Origin of the sequence: Novosphingobium flavum (genome assembly GCF_014230315.1) — a bacterium.
Taxonomy (GTDB): Bacteria; Pseudomonadota; Alphaproteobacteria; order Sphingomonadales; family Sphingomonadaceae; genus Novosphingobium; species Novosphingobium flavum.
This window is the reverse complement of record NZ_JACLAW010000001.1, coordinates 440,758-461,843: the sequence shown is the minus strand read 5'-3', so window position 1 is coordinate 461,843 and position 21,086 is coordinate 440,758. Positions and strand designations below refer to the sequence as shown.

At 67.3% G+C, this 21,086-nt stretch carries 29 protein-coding genes; 21 read left to right on the top strand and 8 right to left on the bottom strand.

Annotation, left to right across the window (positions count from 1 at the left end; translation table 11 throughout):
• Positions 1-274: 274 nt before the first annotated feature.
• From rapZ to H7F51_RS01975, 5 genes are all read left to right on the top strand, one after another.
• Positions 275-1,195 carry an RNase adapter RapZ gene (rapZ, locus tag H7F51_RS01995; RefSeq protein WP_185662513.1) on the top strand — a complete coding sequence of 307 codons (921 nt, stop codon included), beginning with the start codon at positions 275-277 and terminating at the stop codon, positions 1,193-1,195.
• A gap of 79 nt (positions 1,196-1,274) precedes the next feature.
• Positions 1,275-1,679 (top strand): PTS sugar transporter subunit IIA, encoded by a 405-nt coding sequence (locus H7F51_RS01990; protein WP_185662512.1) that lies wholly within the window; start codon positions 1,275-1,277, stop codon positions 1,677-1,679.
• A gap of 17 nt (positions 1,680-1,696) precedes the next feature.
• Complete coding sequence (locus H7F51_RS01985) at positions 1,697-1,966, top strand: HPr family phosphocarrier protein (RefSeq protein WP_185662511.1); 270 nt, start codon at positions 1,697-1,699, stop codon at positions 1,964-1,966.
• Positions 1,967-1,970: 4 nt separating this feature from the next.
• Complete coding sequence (locus H7F51_RS01980; RefSeq protein WP_185662510.1) at positions 1,971-2,777, top strand: TrmH family RNA methyltransferase; 807 nt, start codon at positions 1,971-1,973, stop codon at positions 2,775-2,777.
• A 69-nt stretch (positions 2,778-2,846) separates the two neighbouring features.
• Positions 2,847-3,245 carry an META domain-containing protein gene (locus H7F51_RS01975; RefSeq protein WP_185662509.1) on the top strand — a complete coding sequence of 133 codons (399 nt, stop codon included), beginning with the start codon at positions 2,847-2,849 and terminating at the stop codon, positions 3,243-3,245.
• A 3-nt stretch (positions 3,246-3,248) separates the two neighbouring features.
• Here H7F51_RS01975 and H7F51_RS01970 read toward each other — a convergent pair whose 3' ends face one another.
• The 3 genes from H7F51_RS01970 to def all read right to left on the bottom strand — a co-directional run bounded on the left by H7F51_RS01970 (position 3,249) and on the right by def (position 6,025).
• Entirely contained in the window at positions 3,249-3,890 is a 642-nt protein-coding gene (locus H7F51_RS01970; protein WP_185662508.1) for an SH3 domain-containing protein, read from the bottom strand.
• Positions 3,890-5,308 (bottom strand): DNA recombination protein RmuC, encoded by a 1,419-nt coding sequence (locus H7F51_RS01965; protein ID WP_185662507.1) that lies wholly within the window; start codon positions 5,306-5,308, stop codon positions 3,890-3,892. The genes H7F51_RS01970 and H7F51_RS01965 overlap by 1 nt, the downstream gene beginning before the upstream one ends.
• A gap of 150 nt (positions 5,309-5,458) precedes the next feature.
• Positions 5,459-6,025, bottom strand: a complete 567-nt coding sequence (gene def, locus H7F51_RS01960) for a peptide deformylase (protein ID WP_185662506.1) — start codon at positions 6,023-6,025, stop codon at positions 5,459-5,461.
• Between the two features lie 115 nt (positions 6,026-6,140).
• On the opposite strand from def, the gene H7F51_RS01955 reads away from it, so the two are divergent.
• Entirely contained in the window at positions 6,141-6,527 is a 387-nt protein-coding gene (locus H7F51_RS01955) for a nuclear transport factor 2 family protein (RefSeq protein ID WP_185662505.1), read from the top strand.
• Between the two features lie 11 nt (positions 6,528-6,538).
• Here H7F51_RS01955 and recR read toward each other — a convergent pair whose 3' ends face one another.
• Complete coding sequence (gene recR, locus H7F51_RS01950) at positions 6,539-7,135, bottom strand: recombination mediator RecR (protein WP_185662504.1); 597 nt, start codon at positions 7,133-7,135, stop codon at positions 6,539-6,541.
• Positions 7,136-7,188: 53 nt separating this feature from the next.
• Here recR and fmt point away from each other — a divergent pair, with 53 nt between their 5' ends.
• The gene (gene fmt, locus H7F51_RS01945; RefSeq protein WP_185662503.1) at positions 7,189-8,097 is read left to right on the top strand and encodes a methionyl-tRNA formyltransferase; all 909 of its coding nucleotides are present in this window, start codon (positions 7,189-7,191) and stop codon (positions 8,095-8,097) included.
• A complete protein-coding gene (truA, locus tag H7F51_RS01940; RefSeq protein WP_185662502.1) occupies positions 8,094-8,852 on the top strand; it encodes a tRNA pseudouridine(38-40) synthase TruA in 759 nt (252 codons plus the stop codon). The genes fmt and truA overlap by 4 nt, the downstream gene beginning before the upstream one ends.
• Positions 8,853-8,980: 128 nt before the next feature.
• On the opposite strand, the gene cobS is transcribed toward truA, so the two are convergent.
• Together cobS and H7F51_RS01930 are read right to left on the bottom strand one after the other, a co-directional pair.
• Positions 8,981-9,973, bottom strand: coding sequence for a cobaltochelatase subunit CobS (gene cobS, locus H7F51_RS01935; RefSeq protein WP_185662501.1), 993 nt, complete (start codon positions 9,971-9,973; stop codon positions 8,981-8,983).
• 61 nt (positions 9,974-10,034) lie between these two features.
• Positions 10,035-10,721, bottom strand: a complete 687-nt coding sequence (locus tag H7F51_RS01930; protein WP_343061167.1) for a winged helix-turn-helix transcriptional regulator — start codon at positions 10,719-10,721, stop codon at positions 10,035-10,037.
• A gap of 134 nt (positions 10,722-10,855) precedes the next feature.
• Here H7F51_RS01930 and H7F51_RS01925 point away from each other — a divergent pair, with 134 nt between their 5' ends.
• The 7 genes from H7F51_RS01925 to H7F51_RS01895 are packed head-to-tail and all read left to right on the top strand — an operon-like array spanning position 10,856 to position 14,695.
• Positions 10,856-11,287 (top strand): VOC family protein, encoded by a 432-nt coding sequence (locus H7F51_RS01925; RefSeq protein ID WP_185662500.1) that lies wholly within the window; start codon positions 10,856-10,858, stop codon positions 11,285-11,287.
• Positions 11,288-11,314: 27 nt separating this feature from the next.
• Positions 11,315-11,686, top strand: a complete 372-nt coding sequence (locus H7F51_RS01920; RefSeq protein ID WP_185662499.1) for a DUF1428 domain-containing protein — start codon at positions 11,315-11,317, stop codon at positions 11,684-11,686.
• Entirely contained in the window at positions 11,686-12,477 is a 792-nt protein-coding gene (locus tag H7F51_RS01915) for a VOC family protein (protein WP_185662498.1), read from the top strand. The genes H7F51_RS01920 and H7F51_RS01915 overlap by 1 nt, the downstream gene beginning before the upstream one ends.
• 5 nt (positions 12,478-12,482) lie before the next feature.
• Entirely contained in the window at positions 12,483-13,115 is a 633-nt protein-coding gene (locus H7F51_RS01910; protein ID WP_185662497.1) for a glutathione S-transferase family protein, read from the top strand.
• Positions 13,112-13,588: a VOC family protein gene (locus H7F51_RS01905; protein ID WP_185662496.1), complete on the top strand. Its 477-nt coding sequence runs from the start codon at positions 13,112-13,114 to the stop codon at positions 13,586-13,588. Before H7F51_RS01910 ends, H7F51_RS01905 begins: the two co-directional genes overlap by 4 nt.
• A gap of 4 nt (positions 13,589-13,592) precedes the next feature.
• A complete protein-coding gene (locus H7F51_RS01900; RefSeq protein WP_185662495.1) occupies positions 13,593-14,243 on the top strand; it encodes a glutathione S-transferase N-terminal domain-containing protein in 651 nt (216 codons plus the stop codon).
• A gap of 11 nt (positions 14,244-14,254) precedes the next feature.
• Entirely contained in the window at positions 14,255-14,695 is a 441-nt protein-coding gene (locus H7F51_RS01895) for an SRPBCC domain-containing protein (RefSeq protein WP_185662494.1), read from the top strand.
• 59 nt (positions 14,696-14,754) lie between these two features.
• Here the strand turns inward: H7F51_RS01895 and H7F51_RS01890 are convergent, their stop codons facing one another.
• The gene (locus tag H7F51_RS01890; RefSeq protein ID WP_185662493.1) at positions 14,755-15,345 is read right to left on the bottom strand and encodes a J domain-containing protein; all 591 of its coding nucleotides are present in this window, start codon (positions 15,343-15,345) and stop codon (positions 14,755-14,757) included.
• A gap of 40 nt (positions 15,346-15,385) precedes the next feature.
• Here H7F51_RS01890 and H7F51_RS01885 point away from each other — a divergent pair, with 40 nt between their 5' ends.
• Together H7F51_RS01885 and H7F51_RS01880 are read left to right on the top strand one after the other, a co-directional pair.
• The gene (locus H7F51_RS01885) at positions 15,386-15,658 is read left to right on the top strand and encodes a BolA family protein (protein WP_185662492.1); all 273 of its coding nucleotides are present in this window, start codon (positions 15,386-15,388) and stop codon (positions 15,656-15,658) included.
• Positions 15,659-15,661: 3 nt separating this feature from the next.
• A complete protein-coding gene (locus H7F51_RS01880) occupies positions 15,662-16,552 on the top strand; it encodes a pirin family protein (protein WP_185662491.1) in 891 nt (296 codons plus the stop codon).
• On the opposite strand, the gene H7F51_RS01875 is transcribed toward H7F51_RS01880, so the two are convergent.
• Positions 16,543-17,622: a DUF2332 domain-containing protein gene (locus H7F51_RS01875; protein WP_185662490.1), complete on the bottom strand. Its 1,080-nt coding sequence runs from the start codon at positions 17,620-17,622 to the stop codon at positions 16,543-16,545. The genes H7F51_RS01880 and H7F51_RS01875 overlap by 10 nt on opposite strands.
• A 44-nt stretch (positions 17,623-17,666) precedes the next feature.
• Here H7F51_RS01875 and hisG point away from each other — a divergent pair, with 44 nt between their 5' ends.
• The 4 genes from hisG to thiL are packed head-to-tail and all read left to right on the top strand — an operon-like array spanning position 17,667 to position 20,954.
• Positions 17,667-18,332 carry an ATP phosphoribosyltransferase gene (gene hisG / locus H7F51_RS01870; protein WP_185662489.1) on the top strand — a complete coding sequence of 222 codons (666 nt, stop codon included), beginning with the start codon at positions 17,667-17,669 and terminating at the stop codon, positions 18,330-18,332.
• Positions 18,332-19,624, top strand: a complete 1,293-nt coding sequence (hisD, locus tag H7F51_RS01865) for a histidinol dehydrogenase (RefSeq protein WP_185662488.1) — start codon at positions 18,332-18,334, stop codon at positions 19,622-19,624. Before hisG ends, hisD begins: the two co-directional genes overlap by 1 nt.
• A complete protein-coding gene (gene nusB / locus H7F51_RS01860; RefSeq protein ID WP_185662487.1) occupies positions 19,621-20,079 on the top strand; it encodes a transcription antitermination factor NusB in 459 nt (152 codons plus the stop codon). Before hisD ends, nusB begins: the two co-directional genes overlap by 4 nt.
• Positions 20,076-20,954: a thiamine-phosphate kinase gene (gene thiL / locus H7F51_RS01855; RefSeq protein WP_185662553.1), complete on the top strand. Its 879-nt coding sequence runs from the start codon at positions 20,076-20,078 to the stop codon at positions 20,952-20,954. Before nusB ends, thiL begins: the two co-directional genes overlap by 4 nt.
• Positions 20,955-21,086: the final 132 nt, after the last annotated feature.

Here is a 21,086-nt window from a genome sequence, read left to right as displayed (position 1 = left end):
CAAACCATTTTCCTACATCGTCCGCCCCTGTCATCCTCCGCCCGGTCTTTGAAATCGGCCGCGCGGACGAACCGTGTAGGACAAGTGTCACCCATGCACTCGCCCGGTGAGGCCTTGAATAACAGCGACTTAAGCCCCGGATAGCGCCCGGACAGGGTGACACTCGTGTCACCCTGCGCCCTCCGCGCCCGGCTGCCGGAATCGCCCGGCGGCGCCAAGGCCCCGTGCGGGCGCCGGTTTACTTTGCGCCGCGCAACGCCCAAATCGTTTGCCAGTGGCCAACGATTCCCCCCCTGCCCCCCAGCGCGTCCTGCTGGTGACCGGCCTGCTCGGCGCGGGCAAGACCACGGCCCTCAGGGTGCTGGAGGATCTCGGCTGGGAAACGATCGACAATTTTCCGGTCCGCCTGCTCGAACAACTGATCGGCAAGGACGCCGAGCGCGGCGCCGTCCCGCTCACCCCCCTCGCCATCGGCTTCGATTCGCGCACCCGCGGCTTCGACCCGCACCGCGTGATCGAACAGGTGAAGAAGCTCAGCGACCGGCGCGATCTTGAAGTGACCACCCTGTTCCTCGATTGCAGCGGGCAGGAACTGGAGCGGCGCTACAACGAGACCCGGCGCCGCCACCCGCTGGCTAGCGACCTTCCGGTATCGGCCGGGATCGCGGCCGAGCGGGAATTGCTCGAACCGCTCCGCCGCTGGGCCGACATGGTGATCGTCACCACCGACTTCAGCGCGAACCAGCTGCAACAGGTGATGCGCGAGCGCTTTTCCGGGCAGGCCGGGCCGAAATCGACCCTCACCCTGTCGAGTTTCGGCTTCTCGCGCGGCATGCCCCCGGTGGCCGACCTCGTGTTCGACATGCGCTTTCTCGACAATCCCCACTGGGATGCCGAACTGCGTCCACAAACCGGGCAGGACCCGGCCGTGGGGGACTATATCCGCCGCGATCCGGCCTGGGCCGAGGCTTTTGCACAGATTCGCGACCTGCTCCTGCTGCTGCTTCCGCGCTACGAGGCGCAGGGCAAGGCCTACGTCCACGTGGCCTTTGGCTGCACCGGCGGACGGCACAGATCGGTGTTCACCGCCGAACAGATGGCCGAGGCCTTGCGCGACGCCGGTTTTTCGCCCACATTGCTGCACCGCAACCTTGGCTCGCGCGCGGCCGACCTCGTCGAAGGCCCCGCCGCGTGACCGGCCCCCAGCCCAACCGGCACCGGCAGATCCGTCTCCGGACAGAACCGGCACTTATACTTCGGAGCGCAATTTCTCGATGATCGGTCTGATCCTGGTAACGCATGGCAGGCTTGCCGAGGAATTCGTCCTCGCGATGCAACACGTGGTTGGCCGGCAGGAAGCCGTGGCCACCGTCTGCATCGGCCCGAACGACGATATGGAGCGCCGCCGCCGCGAGATTGCCGAGGCCATCGCCGCGGTGGACAGCGGCAAGGGCGCGATCATCCTGACAGACCTGTTCGGCGGCACCCCGTCGAACCTCGCCATCTCCTTGATGGAAGCGGGCAAGGTCGAGGTCATTGCCGGGATCAACCTGCCGATGCTGATCCGGCTGGCGGGCGCGCGCAAGACCATGGACGTGCATGCCGCGGTGATCGCCGCGCGGGATGCAGGTCGCAACTACATAACAATAGCAAGCGAGTTTCTGGGACAGGACGCCTGACGAGGGAGCAGTAGCGGGTGCCGAGCGAAACAGTCGAAATCGTCAACCAGCGCGGCCTCCATGCAAGGGCCAGCGCCAAGTTCGTCAATGCCGTCGCCAAGCTCGACGGCGTGGCGGTTCAGGTCTCCAAGGACGGGACAGCCGCCAACGGCAGTTCGATCCTCGGCCTGATGATGTTGGGCGCGGCCAAGGGCGATGCCATTGAGATCCATGTCGACGGGCACAGCGCCGATCAGGTTCTGACCAAGCTGGTCGGGCTGGTGAAGGACGGCTTCGGCGAGGACTGAAGCATTGAGCCAGCGTCGTCAGATTACCGGGTTTTCCAATCCCGCGGTCAAGTTCCTGCGCTCCTTGCGCGAGAAGAAGCACCGCAAGGCCGCCGGAAAGTTCCTCGCCGAGGGTCTGCGCCTCCTCACCGATGCGCGCGAATGCGGGCGGCTGCCCGAAATGCTGGTGATGGCGCGCGGGCGCGACGATCATCCCCTGCTCGCCGCGCTGGAGGCCGACGTCCTGGCGGCAGGCGGCGAGGTGATCGAGACCGAGGAGGAAATCCTCGCCAAGATCACCGGCAAGGACAATCCCCAGGCCGTGGCCGGCGTCTTTGCCGAATTTGATACCTCGCTCGCCGCGCTCGACCGGTCGCGCGCGAAGATCTGGCTCGTGGCTCAGGCCCTGCGCGATCCGGGCAACCTCGGCACCATGCTGCGCACCGGCGACGCGGTGGGCGCGGGCGGCCTGATCCTGATCGACGACTGCGCCGATCCCTTCTCGGTCGAGGCCGTGCGGGCGAGCATGGGCGCGGTCTTCACCCAAGCTGTCGCACAGGCGCGCTGGGACGATTTTCACGACTGGCTGCGCCAGGGCGAAGGGCAACTCGTCGCCGCCAGCCTGCGCGATGCCGTGCCCTATCGCGGCGCGCCCTATGCCGCACCGTGCTTCCTGATGGTCGGCAACGAATCGCGCGGCCTGCCCGAAGACTATGAACTGGCCTGCGACCTGCGCGTGACCATGCCGATGAAGGGCCGCGCCGACAGTCTCAACGCCGCCGTCGCCGGGGCCGTATTGGCTTACGAAGTGCTGGCCTGCCTCGGCGATTAGCGCAATTTTCGTCCGATTTTCGGCGCCTCGTTCAGGGCAAACTAACCATCGCCGTGTAAGACTCGCGTCATGGTTCGTCGCGCCCTTCTATTCCTCCTGCCTGCCCTCGCGGCGAGCGGCTGCGTGGCCGGGCCAAAGGGCGAGCGCGGGCCGCAGTTGACCGGCACGAATTGGGCCTTTGCCGAAATCGACGGCGCCGAACCGGTCAGCGCCCTCGCCGCGCTCCGGTTCGAGAATGACCGGCTGGGCGCCAATGTCGGCTGCAACGGGATGGGCGGCCCCTGGCATCTCGACAAGGGCCACCTGATCGCGGGCCCGCTGATCTCCACCCAGATGTGGTGCGAGGGCAAGATGGAACAGGAACGGGCAGTGAGCGCCCTGCTCTCCTCCGCACCGGAAGTCTCGCTCAAGGGCAACCGGCTGACCCTGAAGACCGGAGGCCATTCCGCCCAGCTCGTCCGCAAGTAAGGCTCAATCCCCGGCTACGAAGGCCGAGATCCGCCATTTCCCGCCAGTCCGGTCAATCAACAGGCGATGTGCCACCGGACTGCGCAGATAGGCGCCAGCGACATAACCGGTCGGCCCGGACGGCAGGACCCTGACCCTGCGCCAGGCACTGCCGCTGCCGCCCGCTGAGACCGTCTCGACAACGTTCCATGACAGGCTGGAGACGACGCGGCTGCTTGCGCTGCCGCCAGCGCGCAAGCGCACGTTGCGACCGGTGACAAGATAGGTCGAGAATGGATCACTGCCGCCAAGGTCTTCAGCGAACAGCGAAGGCATTACCAAGGTCTGCCCCTGCCGGGCGCAGCCGAGCGGCAGGATCTGCTCCAGCTCGCGCCAGAGCGCCGGGCCGTCCTTGCCGGACAACCGCGTCCTCAGCTCGGCCGCGCCCGAGCCGCCGCCAAAGTCGAGCCGGATTTGCGGCGAGGCCAGAGCCACCAGCGCCGGGGCGCTGCGCCGGGACACCGCCAAGCGCAGGGCCGCGCGAAAGGCGTTGGCACCGGAAAGCGAGGCACAGGTATCCTTGGGCGGATAGCTCGGCACGCCCGCAGCCTCGGCCGTCCCGATCGATGCCGTCAAAGCGAGGATCAGGGCGGCGGCGCGGTGCATCAGACCTCGCTCGGCGCGGCCACTTCCGCGTCGTTCGCCGCGCCCTCGGCATAGCGCGGCAAGGATTCCACCAGCGGAACCTCCTCGATCTCGCGCGTGGCGATGGCCACGCCCTTGTCGCGCAGGCGGCGGCCCGAGGAGAGCACGTTGCGCTCGAAGCTGCCGACGAACTTGTTGTAATTGTCCACTGCGCTGCTCAGCCCTGATCCCACCCGTTTGAGGTGTTCACTCGCAACCCGCAGCCGCTCATAGAGTTCCGCCCCGGCCTTGCCGATCTCGACCGCCTCGCGCGCAATCGTGTCCTGCCGCCAGACCTCGGCCACGGTGCGAGCGATTGCGACGAGGTTGGTCGGCGTGGCCAGCAGGACCTTGTTGCGAAAGGCGAAATCCCACAGTTCCGGATCGTGTTCGAGCGCGGCGGCAACGAAGTGTTCGCCCGGCACGAACATCACCACATAGTCCGGCGCCTCGTCGAACTGGCTGTGATAGGCCTTGGCGCCGAGTTGCTGCACGTGGTTGCGCATAGAACGCGCGTGCTGGTCGAGCGCCAGCTTGCGCGCCCCGTCGTCATCCGCCTCGAAGGCTTCCTGATAGGCGTTGAGCGAAACCTTCGCGTCGATGATCAGGCTTTTCTGCCCCGGGATGCGGATGATCGCATCGGGCCGCAGGCGCCCGTCCTCGGTACTCACCGAATGCTCGGTGACGAAATCGGTGTGCTCGGCCAGGCCGCATTGCTCCAGCACGTTCTGCAGCGCCCGCTCGCCCCAGCGCCCACGCGCCTTGGGAGCATTGGTCAGCGAATTGCCGAGCCGCTGCGCCTCGCGCCGCACCTGCTCCTGCCCGGCACGCAGAGCCTCGATCTGGCCGAACAGCTGCCCGAAGGCATCGACCCGCTTGGCCTCGAGCCCGGCCACCTGCTCCTCATAGTCCTTGAGCCGCTGGCCGACCGGCGCGAGCAGCGTGGCAAGCCGCTCGGCGCTCGCCTTTTCGCTTTCCGAAAAGCGCTGCTGCGCGCGGGCCAGAAAGGTTTCCTGCGCCTTTTCCAGCACCCGGTTGCCGGCGTTCTCGAACTCCTTGCGCAGGGCCTCCTGCGCTTCGAGCATCAGCCGCTTCTGCTCCTCGAAATGGGCGGCATTGGCCTTGAGCGTGGCAAGGTCGCCGGACAGCCGCACCTGCTCCTGCCGCGCCGATTCGAGCGCATGGGCAAGATCGTCTGCCCGCTCGGCCCTGACGCTAGCCCCCTCAAGATCGACGATGGCGCGGCGGAACTTCTCGTCCAGCTCCCGCGCGTCGAGATCGCGGGCGGCAAAGCGCGCCTTCCATTCGGAAACCGGCTTGTTGCCGAGAAACCAGCCAAGCGCCGCCCCGGCGCCAAGGCCGATCAGAAGCGCTGCGAAACTGACGATCTGCTGGTCCACGCCCGCACCCTAAAATATGGAACGAACCGTGAACCTAGAGAATGCCGACGAACAAGGCAAGCCGTTCGGCGAAGCCGCCGATGGACAAAGTTCAGCTAAGGTGAGCCGCCCCTCCCCGCCCCCACCCGCAGGCGGGAGCGAACGAAGGGATCACGCCGCCTTGCGCAGCTTTTCGAGCTTCTTGAGCGCCATGTTGCGCTTGAGGCGCGAGAGGTGGTCGATGAACAGGATGCCCTCGAGGTGGTCCATCTCGTGCTGGATGCAGGTGGCCATCAGGTCCTCCATCGCCTCTTCGTGCACCTTGCCGTCAAGGTCCTGCCAGCGCACGCGGACGGCGGCGGGGCGCTCGACCTCGGCATAGATGTCGGGCACCGAGAGGCAGCCCTCCTGGTAGATCGAATGCTCTTCCGAGGGATCGAGGATCTCCGGGTTGATGAACACCCGCGGGTCCTTCTTGGTCGGCTGGTGGTGATGGTGGTGGCCATCGTGATCGCAGGCGACCGGCTCGGCGTCCGGGTCTTCCGGTTGGAGGTCGATTACCAGTACGCGCAGCGGCACGCCGACCTGGATCGCGGCAAGGCCGATGCCGGGAGCATCATACATCGTCTCCAACATGTCGGCGACGAGCGTCTTCAGCTCCGCGTCGAACGCGGTGACGGGGGCGGAGACCTGCTTGAGGCGCGGGTCGGGGACTTCGATGATCTCGCGGATAGCCATGGGGCGCAGATAATGGCGATCCGGCCGGTTCGCAAGACGCCCGCGACGATCAGGGGAACCGCCGAGGCCGCCCGTTGGTTCCTTCAGCGAAAACCGCCGCAGGAGCCCCCGCGCCATGCACGCCAACTCACAGTCCATCCTCGATCTCGAATCCCGCTTCTGGCAATCGATGGTCGACAAGGACGCCGCTCTCGCCAAGACCATGATCGCCGACGAATGTCTGATCACCGGGCCTCAGGGCGCCATGCTGATCGACCCGGCCAAGTACGAGGAAATGACCGAGGAGGGCCAGTGGCGGCTCGATCATTACCAGTTCAGCGACGTTTCGGTGATCTTCCCGCGCGAAGATACCGCCGTCATCGCATACAAGGTCCACCAGACCGGCGAGATGAAGGGCCAGCCGATGGACCTGACCTGTGCCGACAGCAGCACCTGGGTGCGTGATGGCGAATCGTGGAAGTGTGCGCTGCATACCGAGACGATCCTCGGCCTGCCGCACTAAACAGGGTCGAACTAGGAAACCGGCCGCCTCGCCCTCAGCGCCTGCGCGAGCGTACCCTCGTCGAGATAGTCGAGTTCCCCGCCCACTGGCAGGCCATGCGCCAGTTGGGTGATCCGCACCGGGAACTGCTCGAGCCGCTCGGCGAGGTAATGGGCCGTGGTCTGGCCTTCGAGCGTGGCGTTCATGGCGAGGACCACCTCGTCGATCCCGCCCTGCCCGACCCGCTCCAGCAGCGCAGGAATGGCCAGATCCTCGGGCCGCACTCCGTCCAGCGCCGAAAGCCGCCCGCCGAGCACGTGATAGCGCCCGGCGAACAGGCGCGCCCGATCGAGCGCCCAGAGGTCGGCCACGTCTTCCACCACGCACAGCGCGCGGGAATCGCGGCGCGGATCGGCGCAGATCGCGCAGGGGCTGGTGGTATCGATATTGCCGCAGGTAGCGCACTCCACCAGCGCCTCCTGCACATGGGCGAGCGCCTCCAGCAGGGCCGGAAGCGCGCTCTGACGGCGCTTGATCAGCCACAGCACCGCGCGCCGGGCCGAGCGGGGCCCCAGCCCCGGCAGGCGTGACAGGGCGGCGACCAGTGTCTCGATCTCTTGCGATGCCATGGCATGGCAGATAGGGACCGCGCGCAACAAGAGCCAGTGTTTTGGATTCCGCCATGCGCATCATCTTCATGGGCACGCCCGATTTCGCGGTGCCGACGCTGGTTTCGCTGGCCGAGGCCGGGCACGAGATCGTGGCCGTCTACAGCCAGCCCCCCCGGCCCGGCGGGCGGCGGGGCAAGGAACTGACCCCTTCCCCGGTCCAGCGCGAGGCGGAACGCCGCGGATTTCCGGTGCGCCATCCCGTTTCGCTCAAGGGCGCCGAGGAGCAGGCCCAGTTCGCCGCGCTCGGCGCCGATGTCGCGGTGGTCGCGGCCTATGGCCTGATCCTGCCGCAGGCCGTGCTGGACGCGCCGAAGAACGGCTGCCTCAACGTCCACGGCTCGCTGCTGCCGCGCTGGCGCGGGGCGGCGCCGATCCAGCGCGCGATCCTTGCGGGCGACGCGGAAACGGGCGTGGGCATCATGCGGATGGAGCGCGGGCTCGATACCGGGCCGGTCCTGCTCGAAGGGCGCACCACGGCAGAGGGCAAGAACGCGGGCGAGCTGACTGACGAACTGGCCGCGATGGGCGCAAGCCTGATGGTCAAGGTCCTCGCCGACCTTGCGGCCTTTCCCGAGGCGGCCCAGCCTGACGAGGGCGTGACCTACGCGCACAAGATCGACAAGGCCGAGGCCCGGCTCGATTTCACGCGCTCCGCCGAAGAGGCCGAGCGACAGGTGCGCGCCTTCAACCCGGCGCCGGGAGCCTTCTTCGAGCTGGAAGGCGAACGCTTCAAGGTGCTGACCGCCGAGCTGGCGCCGGGCTCGGGCGAGCCGGGCGTGACGCTGAACGATGCCCTGACCGTCGCCTGCGGGACCGGCGCCCTGCGCCTCGCCGTGCTCCAGCGCGCGGGTCGCCCGGTGATGCAGGCCGCCGAACTGCTGCGCGGCAAGGCCATTCCTGCGGGCACGAGGCTGGGTTGACCCGCTTCGCCCTCACCCTCGAATTCGACGGCGGGGCCTTCATGGGGCTCCAGCGGCAGGCGCACGGTCCCTCGGTGCAACAGGCGGTGGAAGAGGCCGTCCTCTCCGTCACCGGCGAGACGGTGACCATGCACGCCGCCGGGCGCACCGATGCCGGGGTCCACGCCCGCGCCATGCGGGTCCATGTCGATGTGACCAAGGCCATCGCCCCGTTCCGCCTGATGGAAGCGCTCAATGCGCGGCTCAGGCTGGCCGGGTTTCCGATCGCCGTGCTGGCGAGCGAGGAAAAACCCGACGACTGGCACGCCCGGTTTTCCTGCGTGGGGCGGCGCTATCTCTACCGCATCGTCAACCGCCGCGCCCCGCTCACGCTCGACAAGGGCCGGGCGTGGAACGTGAAAGGCGGCCCGCTCGACGCCCTTGCCATGCACGAGGCGGCACAGGCCCTGATCGGCAAGCACGATTTCACCACTTTTCGCTCAACTCAGTGCCAGTCGGCCAGCCCGGTCAAGACGCTCGACCTCCTGACCGTGCGCCGCGAAGGCGGCGAGGTCCTGATCGAGGCCGCGGCGCGCTCGTTCCTCCACCATCAGGTCCGCTCGATGGTCGGCTGCCTCGCCCTCGTCGGCCTCGGCCACTGGCGGATCGAGCAGATGCGCGAGGCGCTGGAAGCCCGCGAACGCCAGGCGCTGGGTCACAATGCCCCGCCGGAGGGGCTCTATTTCATGCAGGCGATCTACCCCGACGAAGGGTGACCGCCCCATCGTCACTGCGAGCGCAGCGAAGCAGCCCAGAGCGGCTGCGAGTAGCCGCCCTGGATTGCTTCGGCCTACGCCCTCACAATGACAAATTCAGTTAGTGCAGCGAACAGCCCGGGAAAGCCTCACCCCCGCCCGACCACGCTCTCCGGCAGGTCCTGCCCGAACACCCGCTGGTAATACTCGGCCACCAGCATCCGCTCGGTCTCGTCGCACTTGTTGAGGAACGAGAGACGGAAGGCAAAGCCCGGGTCCTTGAAGATTTCCGAGTTCTGCGCCCAGGTAATGACGGTGCGCGGGCTCATCACGGTCGAGATATCGCCGTTGATGAAGCCGGTACGGGTCAGTTCGGCCACGCGGACCATGGCCCCGATGGTATCGGCAGCGATGCCGGGCACCTTCTTGCTGACGATCTCGGTTTCCACCGCGTGCGGCAGATAGTTGAGGCCGACGACGAGGTTCCAGCGGTCCATCTGGCCCTGGTTGATCGCCTGGGTGCCGTGATAGAGGCCCGAAGTATCGCCGAGGCCGACAGTGTTGGCCGTGGCAAAAAGGCGGAAGAACCCGTTCGGGCGGATCACCCGGTTCTGGTCGAGCAGGGTCAGCTTGCCCTCGGTCTCCAGCACGCGCTGGATCACGAACATCACGTCGGGGCGGCCCGCGTCGTATTCATCGAACACCAGCGCCACCGGGCGCTGAAGCGCCCAGGGCAGCAGGCCTTCGCGGAATTCGGTGACCTGCAGCCCGTCGCGCAGGACGATGGCATCGCGCCCGATCAGGTCGATGCGGCTGATGTGCGCGTCGAGGTTGATGCGGATGCAGGGCCAGTTGAGCCGCGCGGCGACCTGCTCGATGTGAGTCGACTTGCCGGTGCCGTGATAGCCCTGGACCATGACGCGGCGATTGAAGGCAAAGCCCGCAAGGATCGCCAGCGTGGTGTCCGGGTCGAACACATAGGTCTCGTCCCGGTCGGGCACGCGCTCGTCGGCCTTGGAAAAGGCCGGAACCTTCATGTCGATGTCGATCCCGAAGGTTTCGCGCACGTCGATTTCGATGTCGGGCGCGGAGAGGATCGTGTTGTCGCGGCTGTCAGGTTGCATCGGGCTCATCTCGGTCATCACCGGCCGTGCTAGGGGATGGAGCGCTGCGCCGCAATAAGCTTTGGGGCCGTAATTCGCCTTAGACCTTCGGCGGCAATCCGAACAGGGCGATGAAGCGCCGCGCCACATCGGGGTCGCCCTCGATCGTCAACCGGCCTCCAGCCTCTTCGGGGCTGCGCTTGCCATAGAAAACGGGCAGGAAATCGCCCGCCGTAGGCGCGGAGAAGCGCAGCGCCGGGGCCGCGAGCGGGGTCACCGCCCGGTGAACCGAAAGCGTGCCGGCGCGAAGGCGGGCGACATAGTGCTCCGGCCCGATCTCGAAGCCGATCCACATGTCCTCGCCCGCCGCGGCAAGAGGATCGAACATCGTGCGCAGGGAGAGCAGGAAAGAGACCGCGCTGAACGGCAGCGTGGGATCGTGAAGCGGCGATTGCACCGCCCAGCGCCCGAGCACCTGAAGCACCTCCTCCAGCCCCCGGCCCCACTCGGTCAGGCCGTAAACGCGCGAGGCGGCGGGCGGCGGCAGGATGGTCCGTTCAACCACCCCGATCTCTTCCAGCCAGGCGAGCTTGTCGGTCAGCGTCTTGGCGCTGATACCGGGCAGGCTGGCTCTTATGTCACTGAAACGCCTTGCGCCGAGCATAAGCTCGCGCACCACCAGCAGGGCCCAGCGCTCGCCCACCAGTTCGAGCGCAAAGGCCGCACCGCAGGCATCGTCATACCAGCGGCCGTGCATGTTGGTAACTTTTTGCAACTGTTCAGTCACCTAATGGACCCTGCAAGTTACATTTCCCTATTTGATAGTTGTGTTTTGTAACTCACGGTGAGACCTTCGGCAAGAAAGAACGATTCGCCACCCAAGAATCGCCAACGCTGGAATCGAAAGCGGGAGAACGGCCGATGCCCAAGATGTGCTTCATAAACCTGCCGGTGGCCGACCTGCCCCGCGCCATGGCGTTCTATTCCGCGCTCGGCTTCGTCAACGAACCGCGTTTCACCGACGAAACGGCAGCCGCCATGCAGTGGAGCGACACGATCGTGGTCATGCTCCTCACGCACGAGAAATGGCGCGGCTTCACCACCCGCCCGATCCCCGACACCGGGTCGAGCGAGGTCATGCTCTGCATCAATTTCGACAGCCGCGAGGAAGTCGATGCCCTCGCCGCCACGGCAGCGGCGAACGGCGGCACGGTCGACGTCAATCCGCCGCAGGACTATGGCTTCATGATGAGCCGGTCTTTCGCCGATCCCGATGGCCATGTGTGGGAGCCAATGTGGATGGACCCCGTTGTTGCCTCTGGGCAGCAGGAAGTGCCGCACGTCAGTTCCTGAGAAGCCCGAGCCGAGAGGAGGCCCGCCATGTCATACATCGATGGTTTCGTTATTGCCGTACCCAGCGCGAACCGGGACAGCTTCGTCGAACATGCCCGCATCTTCGATACGATCATCATGGAGCAGGGCGCACTGCGGATCGTGGAATGCTGGGGCGACCAGGTGCCCGATGGCAAGCTCACCGACTTTCGCCGCGCGGTCCAGGCGACCGACGAGGAAACGGTGTGCTTCTCGTGGATCGAATGGCCCGACAAGGCAACCCGCGATGCGGGCCATGCCCGGATGGAGGCGATGATGAAGGACGGAACCTTCGCCGGCGCCGACACGCAGATGCCCTTTGACGGCAAGCGCATGATCTACGGCGGTTTCGCGCCGGTCCTCGAACTGGGAGGCAAGTGATGGGCAATCCCGTGGGCAGCTTCATCTGGTATGAACTGATGACCACCGACGCCGATGCGGCGAGCAGCTTCTACGGCGCCGTGATCGGCTGGTCCGTCTCGCCGAAAGATCCGGCCGCGCCGCTCGACTACCGCTTCATCGGCCGCGCCGACGGCGGGATGAACGGCGGCATTCTCCAGCTGTCCGACGACATGGCGGCGCACGGCGCCCGGCCCGCTTGGGTGCCCTATCTCTACGTGACGGACGTTGACCAGGCCGTGACCGCGATCCTCGACGATGGCGGCAAGGTGCTGATGCCCAAGAACACCATCCCGCAAGGCAGCTTCGCCATGGTCACCGACCCGCAGGGCGTGCCGTTCTACGTGATGACCCCGGCGCCCCCGCCCGGCAAGCCCGAGGCGAAGAGCGACGTCTTCTCGGTCACCGAGCCGCAGCACGTGCGCTGGAACGAGCTGGCCAGCCCCGACCTCGAAGGCGCCAAGGCCTTCTACGCCTTCCATTTCGGCTTCGAGTTCAACAATTCGATGCCGATGGGCCCGATGGGCGACTATTGCTTCATCGACCACCACGGCCAGACGCTGGGCGCGATCATGCAACAGCAGCCGGAACAGCCGCCTCTGTGGCTGCCCTACATCGGCGTGGCCTCGACCAGCGCGGCCCGCTTGGCGATCGAGGAAAATGGCGGCACGGTGCTGCGCGGCCCGATGGAAGTGCCGGGCGGAGACTGGATCGTGATCGCCACCGACCCGGCCGGCGCCGTGTTCGGGGTGGTCGGACCGAAGGGGGACTGAGCGCGATGGCCGAATATACCTTCTACACCAACCCGATGAGCCGCGCCCAGATCGCCCGCTGGGCCTTGCACGAGGCCGGCGCCGAATACGAACAGGTGCTGGTCGACTGGACGAACAAGCCGGCCGGCCTGCTCGCGGCCAACCCCATGGGCAAGGTGCCGACCATCGTCCACCACGCGCTTGACGGGGACCGGGTGATCACCGAATGCGCCGCCATCTGCGCCTACCTCGCCGAAGAACACCCCGGCGCCGAACTCGCCCCGCACGAGCTGGAGCGGGCAGACTATTTCCGCTGGATGTTCTTCGCCGCCGGCCCGCTGGAACAGGCGATCACCGCCCGCTCGATGGGCTTCGAGCCCAAGGATGCGCGGGCCGAAGGCATGGCCGGGTTCGGCTCCTACGCCCGCACGATCAAGACGCTGGAAAGCCTCTTCGTTGACGGGCGCGACTGGGTCTGCGGCGAACGCTTCACCATGGCCGACGTCTATGTCGGCAGCCATGTCGACTGGGGGCTGACCTTCGGCACGATCCCGCCAAGCGTCGATTTCGTCGCCTATGCCGAGCGCATCCAGGCGCGCAACGCCTACAAGGCCGCCAAGGCGATCGACAACGCGCTGATCGAGGACATGAAGAAATGACCGAAGCAATCATCTGCCTGTGGTACGACGGCGCCGCCGAAGAGGCCGCCCGCTTCTATGCCGAGACCTTCCCGAACAGCTCGGTCGGCACCGCCCACCGCGCCCCGGCCGACTTTCCGAGCGGCAAGGAGGGCGACGCGATCACGGTCGATTTCACCGTGCTGGGCGTGCGCTGCGTCGGCCTCAATGGCGGACCGGCCTTCCCGCAGACCGAGGCCTTTTCCTTCCAGGTCCTGACCGACAGCCAGGAAGAGACCGACCGCTACTGGAACGCCATCGTCGGCAATGGCGGGCGAGAATCGGCCTGCGGCTGGTGCAAGGACAAGTGGGGCATGAACTGGCAGATCACCCCCCGCATCCTGATCGAGGCGCTCGGCAATCCCGACCGCGCCGCTTCCAAGCGCGCCTTCGAGGCGATGATGACCATGCACAAGATCGACATCGCCGCGATCGAAGCGGCGCTGAAGGGCTGATCCGGTGCTGGCGCTCTATGGTCACCTGTTCTCGTCCTACACCTGGAAGGCGCTGATCCCGCTCTACGCCAACGAGACCCCGTTCGAGTTCCGTTCGGTCGGACCCGACCAGCCGGAAAACACCGCCTTCGTCCAGGCCGCCGGGCCGATGGGCAAGTTCCCCGTCCTGCAGGACGGCGAGACGGTGGTGTTCGAATCGAGCGCGATCATCGACCATCTCGATGCCTTCCACCCCGGACCCAACCGCTTCGTTCCCGCCGATCCCGCCGCCGCGATCCGCACCCGAATGATGGACCGGGTTTTCGACAACTACGTGATGAACATGATGCAGGAGAGCGTGGTCGCGGCCATCCGCAATCCCGGCGCGCCCGATCCGGAAGTGCTCGCCCGGGTGAACGAGAAGCTCGAGCGGGTCTATGCCTGGCTGGAGAACTGGCTCGACACTTACGACCCGCCGCTCGGCATCACGCTGGTCGAATGCGCGGCCGCCCCCTCGCTGTTCTATGCCGACTGGGTCCACCAGATCGACCGCCGCTTCCCCCGCCTCGCCCGCTGGCGCGCCCATCTTCTCACCTTGCCCGCGGTCTCCCGCTGCGTCGAGGACGCCCGCCCGTTCCGCGCTTGGTTCCCCCTCGGCGCGCCGGACCGGGACTGAAAGGACCCGAAATGCACGACCTTACCATCACCCGCTTCATCGCCGCGCCGACCGACAAGGTCTGGGAAATCATGGCCCACCGCACCGGCGAATGGTGGTGCCCCGTGCCCTGGCGCGCCGACGTCTCGCAGTGGGACCGCCGCCCCGGCGGCTCGTCATGGACCACGATGTACGGCCCCGACGGCGAGGTGCACGAACACGGCGGCTTGTTCCTCGCCTGGGAGGAAGGCCGCCGCTTCGCCTCGACCGACGCGGTAACGCCCGACCTCCAGCCGGCCGGCCCCTTCATGATCGGCATCTGGGAAGTCACCCCCGAAGGTGAAGGCACCCGCTACACCGCCACGGCCCGCCACTGGACCGACGAAGCCCGGAACAAACATGCAGAAATGGGCTTCGAACAAGGCTGGGGCGCCTGCGCCGACCAACTCGCCGCCCTCTGCGAAAACCCCTGAGCCCCTGCTCACTCGTCATTGCGAGCGCAGCGAAGCAATCCAGTGCCGAACGCGGAACGTCACTCGAACAAGGCGGAACCCTTCAGCAGGTTGTAAGCCTCCACCACCCCTTGCAGCTTGCTCTCCAGCGACCGATCCCCGCCATTGCGATCGGGGTGATACCGCCGCACCAGCTGCGAATAACGCGCGCGCAGCGCCTTCCTGTCCGCATCCGGCGCAAGGCCCAGCGCCTCGAAGGCCCGCCGCTCTTCTTGCGTCAGCAAGCGCCCATCGGGCCGCTGTTGCGGCCGAAACGCCCGCGCCCGCTGGTTGATCGCGTCGAGCGGGTCCTTGAAGTCAGCCCAGCGCGGCGCGTGATCGACGCCCGCCGTCGGGCGAAAGGCGCGCGATTCGGGCTCCCACCCGGCCATGGGATGCTGGGCTGCGAAGATCTCCTCCGCACTCATGCCTTCAAACCAGTCGTAGCCGGCATTGAATTCGCGCACGTGATCAAGGCAGAACCAGCGGTATTCGCCCGGCCCGTCAAAGCCGTGAGCGCGATTTCCGGGCGCGCGAAACTCGCCCTGCTCGTCGCAGCCGGGCCGATCGCACCCCCGCCGGGGACCGTCCCCGCCCTGGCCAACGCGGCCGTGGAACCTGTCGTGTCTCATGGCTTTCGCAAATGGGCATTTTCGTCCTAGAAGGGAAGACATGACCGGACCAATCGCCCAAGAAATCAGCCAACTGCTCCAGCTGGCCTTTGCCCCCACCCACCTCGCCGTGATCAACGACAGCGCGAAACACCACGGCCATCTGGGTGACGACGGCACGGGCGAAAGCCACTTCACCGTGGAGATCGAGAGCGCGGCTTTTGCCGGCATATCCCGCCTGCAGCGCCAGCGGATGGTCAACGCCGCACTGGGCGATCTGCCCGGCCAGCGCGTCCATGCCCTCGCCATCAAGGCACGGGCACCGGGAGAGTAAGCCATGAGCGAACCGATCATCGAGACGATCACCCCCGTCACGCACGATCTCGGCGCCTTTCAGGTCCGCCGCGCCATTCCCGGCAAGCAGCGGACCATGGTCGGCCCCTTCATCTTCGTTGACCAGTTCGGCCCCGCCCACCTGCCGCCCGGCAAGGCGATGGACGTCCGCCCCCACCCCCACATCAACCTCGCCACCGTCACCTGGCTGTTCGAAGGGGCGATCGACCACCGCGACAGTCTCGGCTCCTTCGCCACGATCCGCCCCGGGCAGGTCAACCTGATGACGGCGGGCTCGGGCATCGTCCATTCCGAGCGCTCCCCCGCGACCGAACGGGTCGACGGTCCGCACCTCTACGGAATGCAGACCTGGCTGGCCCTGCCCGACGGCAAGGAGGAAATCGCCCCGGCTTTCGAAACGCAGATCGACCTCCCGCTGGTCGAAGACACCTGCGCAACCGCCCGGGTCATCATGGGCTCGCTCTGGGGCCGCCGTGCCGCCACGACCTGCCATTCCGACACGATCTACGCCGAGATCGTCCTCGCCCCGGGCGGGTCGATCCCACTCGACGACGACGCCGACGAACGCGCGGTCATGCTGGTCGGCGGCGAAGCCTCGGTCGATGGCCATCCGCTCGAACTCTACACCCTGACCGTGCTGGCACCCCACGCGAAGCTGGCCCTGACCTCGCAGGCCGGCGGGCGCATCATGCTGCTGGGCGGCGCAGCTTTCCCGACCCGGCGTTACGTCTGGTGGAACTTCGTCTCCTCCTCGCGCGAACGGATCCAGCAGGCCAAGGCCGACTGGAAGGGCGGACTTTTCCCCAAGGTGCCGGGCGACGAGGTGGAATTCATCCCCCTACCCGAAGTGGCGACGACCGTTTCCTATCCCTGATCGAGCCACTCGACCCACAGTCCATGGGCATGAGCCTGGCCCAGCAGGGCAGCCTCATCCCCGCCCGGCCAGTATCGCACCCTTAGTTCATGACGGAACGTTGCCCGGTTGGTCTCCAGCATGATCCACGCGAGCGGCCGTTCCGGGGTGGCCCGCGCGGCCGCCTGCGCCATCGCCGCCTCGATCCGCGCGCGGCCCGCTTCCGGCAGATATTGCCAGACGATCGAATGATAGAGCACCCGGGTCACGCCTTCGGCCTGCGGCTCGGCCAGCCGCGCCTCCACCCAGTCGGCCGCGTCGGCCCGGTCGATCCGGGGCGGCTGCTGGCGAGCGAGCGCGATGATCGCGTCGAGCCGCTCCAGCCGCGCGGTCATCTCCGCCCAGACATAGGACTTGAGCCGCAGCGCTGCCGCATCGTCGGAAAGGTCGATCGGCGCCACGTCGCAGCCCCTGATCGAGACGATCTCGACCGGCGCCCGAGGCGGCGGGGCGCCGCGCCATTCCGGACGGATCAGCACCGGCGATTGCTCCGGCCCCACCCGAACGCCGCCCAGATCATAGGCATATCGCTCGATCATCGTATTGGCCCCGGCGCTGGAGCCGATTTCCAGCAGTTCGAACTTCGGCCCGACCCGCCCGGACAACCACAGCAACCCGGCCATGATCGCGGATGAGCGCCCGGCCTCGTTGGTCTGCGGCGGCCCGTCGAACCACGGCAGCAGCGCCGCATCGTGATCAGCCACCACGGCGCCCACGATCGCGTCGATTGCCGCCTGCTCGGCCACCTCGTCCGCATAAACCGGTCCGAGCCGCGCGTCCGCGCCCGACAGGTGGAGCCAGTGCAGCCCACCCGCAAGCCTGAGCGGCATGGCCGATTCCAGCACCTTGCCCTGCCAGTTCGCCATGCGCCGACCCACGGCCGTTTCGCCGTTCAGCAATGGCAGCAGGGCCTCGATGACCTTGCCGGTGATCGGCGCGGAGTTGTTGCGCGCATGGTCCGCCTGCCAGGCGATCCCCTCGGCCGGATCGGTCGTCTCCATCGAGATCGCCTTTTGCTGGTCCTGACCCATCGCCATTCCTTGCCCTTTTCCTCCGCTCCGCCTAAGCGGCGCCCATGCCGGTTGAGACCAGACCCCTGACCTTCGCGGTCCCCAAGGGCCGTATCCTCGACGAAGCCTTGCCGCTGATGGCGGCTGCTGGCGTCGTGCCCGAAGCCGAGTTCCACGACAAGAACTCGCGCGCCCTGTCGTTCGCCTGTGTGGCGGACGACACGCGGATCATCCGCGTGCGCGCGTTTGACGTCGCCACATTCGTCGCTCACGGCGCGGCGCAGGTCGGCATCGTCGGCTCCGACGTCGTGGAAGAATTCGCCTATGCCGATCTCTACGCGCCGGTCGATCTCGACATCGGCCACTGCCGCCTGTCGGTGGCGGAACCCGTCGGCGCGGCTGAGCGCGAAGGCGCGGTGAGCCACCTGCGCGTCGCCTCCAAGTATCCCAGCCTGACCCGCCGCCACTTCGAGGGCAAGGGCATCCAGGCCGAGGTGGTCAAGCTCAACGGCGCGATGGAACTGGCCCCCAGCCTCGGCCTCGCCAGCCGGATCGTCGATCTCGTTTCCACGGGCCGCACGCTTAAGGACAATGGCCTGGTCGAGACCAGCGTGATCATGCCGGTTTCCGCGCGCCTGATCGTCAACCGCGCCGCGCTCAAGACCGATGGCCGCGTGGCCGAGCTGGTCGAGCGCTTCCGCGCGCTGGCCGCCAGCAAGGCCGCCGCCTGATGCTCCGCCTCAACTCCCGCGATCCCGGCTTCGCCCAGGCCTTCGACCGGCTGGTGCGCGACCGGCGCGAGAGCGACGACGATGTCGCGCGCGACGTCCAGATCATCCTGGGCGACGTGAAGAACCGCGGCGATGCGGCGCTGGCCGAACTCACCCGCAAGTTCGATGGCCACGCCCTCGTGAATGAGGACGACTGGCGGATCAGCGCCCAGGCCTGCCGCGACGCCTACGACGCCCTGACGCCCGAACTGCGTGACGCGCTCGAACTCGCCGCCACCCGCATCCGCGCCTATCACGAAGCGCAGAAGCCGGAAGACCGCGACTATGTCGACCATGTCGGCATGCGCCTCGGCGCGATCTGGCGCCCGGTCGATGCCGCCGGGCTCTATGTTCCGGGGGGCCGCGCAGCCTATCCCTCCTCGCTGCTGATGAACGCCATTCCCGCCAAGGTCGCGGGCGTCGAACGGCTGGTCGTCGTCACCCCCACCCCCAAGGGCCAGGTCAACCAGCTGGTCCTCGCCGCCGCCCATATCGCGGGGGTGGATGAGGTCTGGCGCATCGGCGGCGCGCAGGCGATCGGCGCGCTCGCTTACGGCACGGACCGGATCAAGCCGGTCGACGTCATCACCGGCCCCGGGAATGCCTGGGTGGCCGAGGCCAAGCGCCAGCTCTACGGCGTCGTCGGGATCGACATGGTGGCCGGGCCGAGCGAGATCCTCGTCATCGCCGATGGTAAGAACAAGCCCGAATGGATCGCCGCCGACCTGCTCAGCCAGGCCGAGCACGATCCCGCCGCCCAGTCGATCCTGATCACCGACGATCCGGTTTTCGCCGATCACGTCGCCGATCAGGTCGGGATCGAACTGGCCATGCTGCCCACGGGCAAGACCGCCAGCGAAAGCTGGAACACTCACGGCGTGATCATCGAGGTCGAGAGCCTCGATGAAGCCCCGGCGCTCGCCAATGCGCTGGCCGCCGAACACGTCGAAATCGCGGTGGACGAGCCGGAAGCCCTGTTCCGCGCGATCCGCCATGCCGGTTCGGCCTTCCTCGGCCGCCACACGCCCGAGGCCATCGGCGACTATCTCGCCGGGCCCAACCATGTCCTGCCCACGGGCCGCCGCGCGCGGTTCGCCTCGGGCCTATCGGTGCTGGATTTCATGAAGCGTACGTCTTTCCTTGCCGCCAGCGAAGCCGCGCTCGCCGCCATCGGCCCCGCCGCCATTGCCCTTGCCGAAGCCGAGGGCCTGCCCGCTCACGCCCGCTCGGTCGCCGTGAGGCTCGGCCAGTGACCGGGCGCGCGAAGAGCGGCTCCAAGGCCCGCGCCGCCGCCCGCCTCGCCGCGGTTCAGGCGCTCTACCAGTTCGAGATGGAGCAGACCCAACTGCCCATGCTGCTCGACGAGTTTCACCGCCACCGCCTCGGCGCCGAGATCGAGGACGCGCAATATGCCCAGGCCGAAGTCGCCTTCTTCGACGACGTGGTGAAGGGCACCATCGCCCGCCGCGACGAGATCGACGGCGTCGTGGCCGACAAGCTGGCAGACGGCTGGAAGCTGGAGCGGCTCGACCGCACCATGCTCCAGATCCTGCGCGCCGGGGCCTATGAACTGATGGCCCGCAAGGACGTCCCCACCGGCACTGCGATCAGCGAATACCTCGACGTCGCTCACGCCTTCTTCGACGCGAAGGAGGCCAAATTCGTCAACGGCGTGCTCGACGCCGTAGCGAAAGCCGTGCGCAGCTGACCAGCGAGCTCGCCTTCATCGCCGCCTTGCGCGCCCTGGCCGACAATCCGGCCGCGCGCGGGCTGAACGATGACTGCGCGGTGCTCGACTTTGGCGGCGAGGCTCTTGTCCTCACGCACGACATGATGGCCGCCGGGGTCCATTTCCTGCCCGATCAGGACCCGGCGGACGTGGCATGGAAGCTGGTCGCCACCAACCTGTCAGACCTTGCCGCCAAGGGCGCCGAACCGGTCGGCGTCCTGCTCGGCTACCAATTGGGCGAAAGCGCGCAGGACGCCCGCTTCATCGCCGGCCTGCGCGAGGCGCTCCACCATTATCGCGCGCCCCTGCTCGGCGGTGACACGGTCGGCGGGGACGGGCCCAAGGTGCTTGGCCTCACCGCCTTTGGCCGCGCCACGCACCGCCCCGTGCCTTCGCGCTCCGGCGCGCAGGCCGGCGACGGCGTCTGGCTGACCGGCGCCGTGGGCGGGGCCATGGTGGGCCTCGAAGCCCTGCGCTCCGGCCATGGCGAGAGCGCCCGCTATCGCCGCCCAGAGGCGCGGCTGGCCGAAGGCATCGCGCTCGCCCCGCAAGTCACCGCGATGATGGACGTGTCCGACGGCCTCCTGCTCGACGCGCTGCGCATGGCCCGCGCCAGCGGCGTGTGCCTCGCGCTCGCCAGCAAAGCCGTGCCCCTCGCCTGCCCGGAAGACCGCCGCGCCGAGGCGCTGCGCTGGGGCGACGACTACGAATTGCTGTTCACCCTCCCCCGCGGCGCGACTCCGGCTGCGCCGGCAACCTGCATCGGCGAAGTGCGCGATGCCCCCGCGGGCACCCTGCTGGTCGATGGAACGCCGCCCGATACTGGCGAAAAACTCGGTTTCGAACATCACTAGGGGATGAAGCGCCGATTAACGGTTGCGCTCCCCTGAATTCCTCCATAGCCCTTCGTCCCCAGGCGACCCCGCGCCAAAAAGCGGGGCGCTTTTTTTGGTGAGTCAGGATTCCACTTAAAGGGAAGGGCAGCG

Bases quoted from the DNA above. Each gene is read 5' to 3' on its own strand.
- H7F51_RS01990 (WP_185662512.1), top strand. From the start codon at position 1,275: ATGATCGGTCTGATCCTGGTAACGCATGGCAGGCTTGCCGAGGAATTC.
- H7F51_RS01975 (WP_185662509.1), top strand. From the start codon at position 2,847: ATGGTTCGTCGCGCCCTTCTATTCCTCCTGCCTGCCCTCGCGGCGAGC.
- H7F51_RS01970 (WP_185662508.1), bottom strand. From the start codon at position 3,890: ATGCACCGCGCCGCCGCCCTGATCCTCGCTTTGACGGCATCGATCGGG.
- def (WP_185662506.1), bottom strand. From the start codon at position 6,025: ATGGCTATCCGCGAGATCATCGAAGTCCCCGACCCGCGCCTCAAGCAG.
- H7F51_RS01955 (WP_185662505.1), top strand. From the start codon at position 6,141: ATGCACGCCAACTCACAGTCCATCCTCGATCTCGAATCCCGCTTCTGG.
- recR (WP_185662504.1), bottom strand. From the start codon at position 7,135: ATGGCATCGCAAGAGATCGAGACACTGGTCGCCGCCCTGTCACGCCTG.
- fmt (WP_185662503.1), top strand. From the start codon at position 7,189: ATGCGCATCATCTTCATGGGCACGCCCGATTTCGCGGTGCCGACGCTG.
- cobS (WP_185662501.1), bottom strand. From the start codon at position 9,973: ATGACCGAGATGAGCCCGATGCAACCTGACAGCCGCGACAACACGATC.
- H7F51_RS01925 (WP_185662500.1), top strand. From the start codon at position 10,856: ATGCCCAAGATGTGCTTCATAAACCTGCCGGTGGCCGACCTGCCCCGC.
- H7F51_RS01920 (WP_185662499.1), top strand. From the start codon at position 11,315: ATGTCATACATCGATGGTTTCGTTATTGCCGTACCCAGCGCGAACCGG.
- H7F51_RS01915 (WP_185662498.1), top strand. From the start codon at position 11,686: ATGGGCAATCCCGTGGGCAGCTTCATCTGGTATGAACTGATGACCACC.
- H7F51_RS01910 (WP_185662497.1), top strand. From the start codon at position 12,483: ATGGCCGAATATACCTTCTACACCAACCCGATGAGCCGCGCCCAGATC.
- H7F51_RS01905 (WP_185662496.1), top strand. From the start codon at position 13,112: ATGACCGAAGCAATCATCTGCCTGTGGTACGACGGCGCCGCCGAAGAG.
- H7F51_RS01895 (WP_185662494.1), top strand. From the start codon at position 14,255: ATGCACGACCTTACCATCACCCGCTTCATCGCCGCGCCGACCGACAAG.
- H7F51_RS01890 (WP_185662493.1), bottom strand. From the start codon at position 15,345: ATGAGACACGACAGGTTCCACGGCCGCGTTGGCCAGGGCGGGGACGGT.
- H7F51_RS01885 (WP_185662492.1), top strand. From the start codon at position 15,386: ATGACCGGACCAATCGCCCAAGAAATCAGCCAACTGCTCCAGCTGGCC.
- H7F51_RS01880 (WP_185662491.1), top strand. From the start codon at position 15,662: ATGAGCGAACCGATCATCGAGACGATCACCCCCGTCACGCACGATCTC.
- H7F51_RS01875 (WP_185662490.1), bottom strand. From the start codon at position 17,622: ATGGGTCAGGACCAGCAAAAGGCGATCTCGATGGAGACGACCGATCCG.
- hisG (WP_185662489.1), top strand. From the start codon at position 17,667: ATGCCGGTTGAGACCAGACCCCTGACCTTCGCGGTCCCCAAGGGCCGT.
- hisD (WP_185662488.1), top strand. From the start codon at position 18,332: ATGCTCCGCCTCAACTCCCGCGATCCCGGCTTCGCCCAGGCCTTCGAC.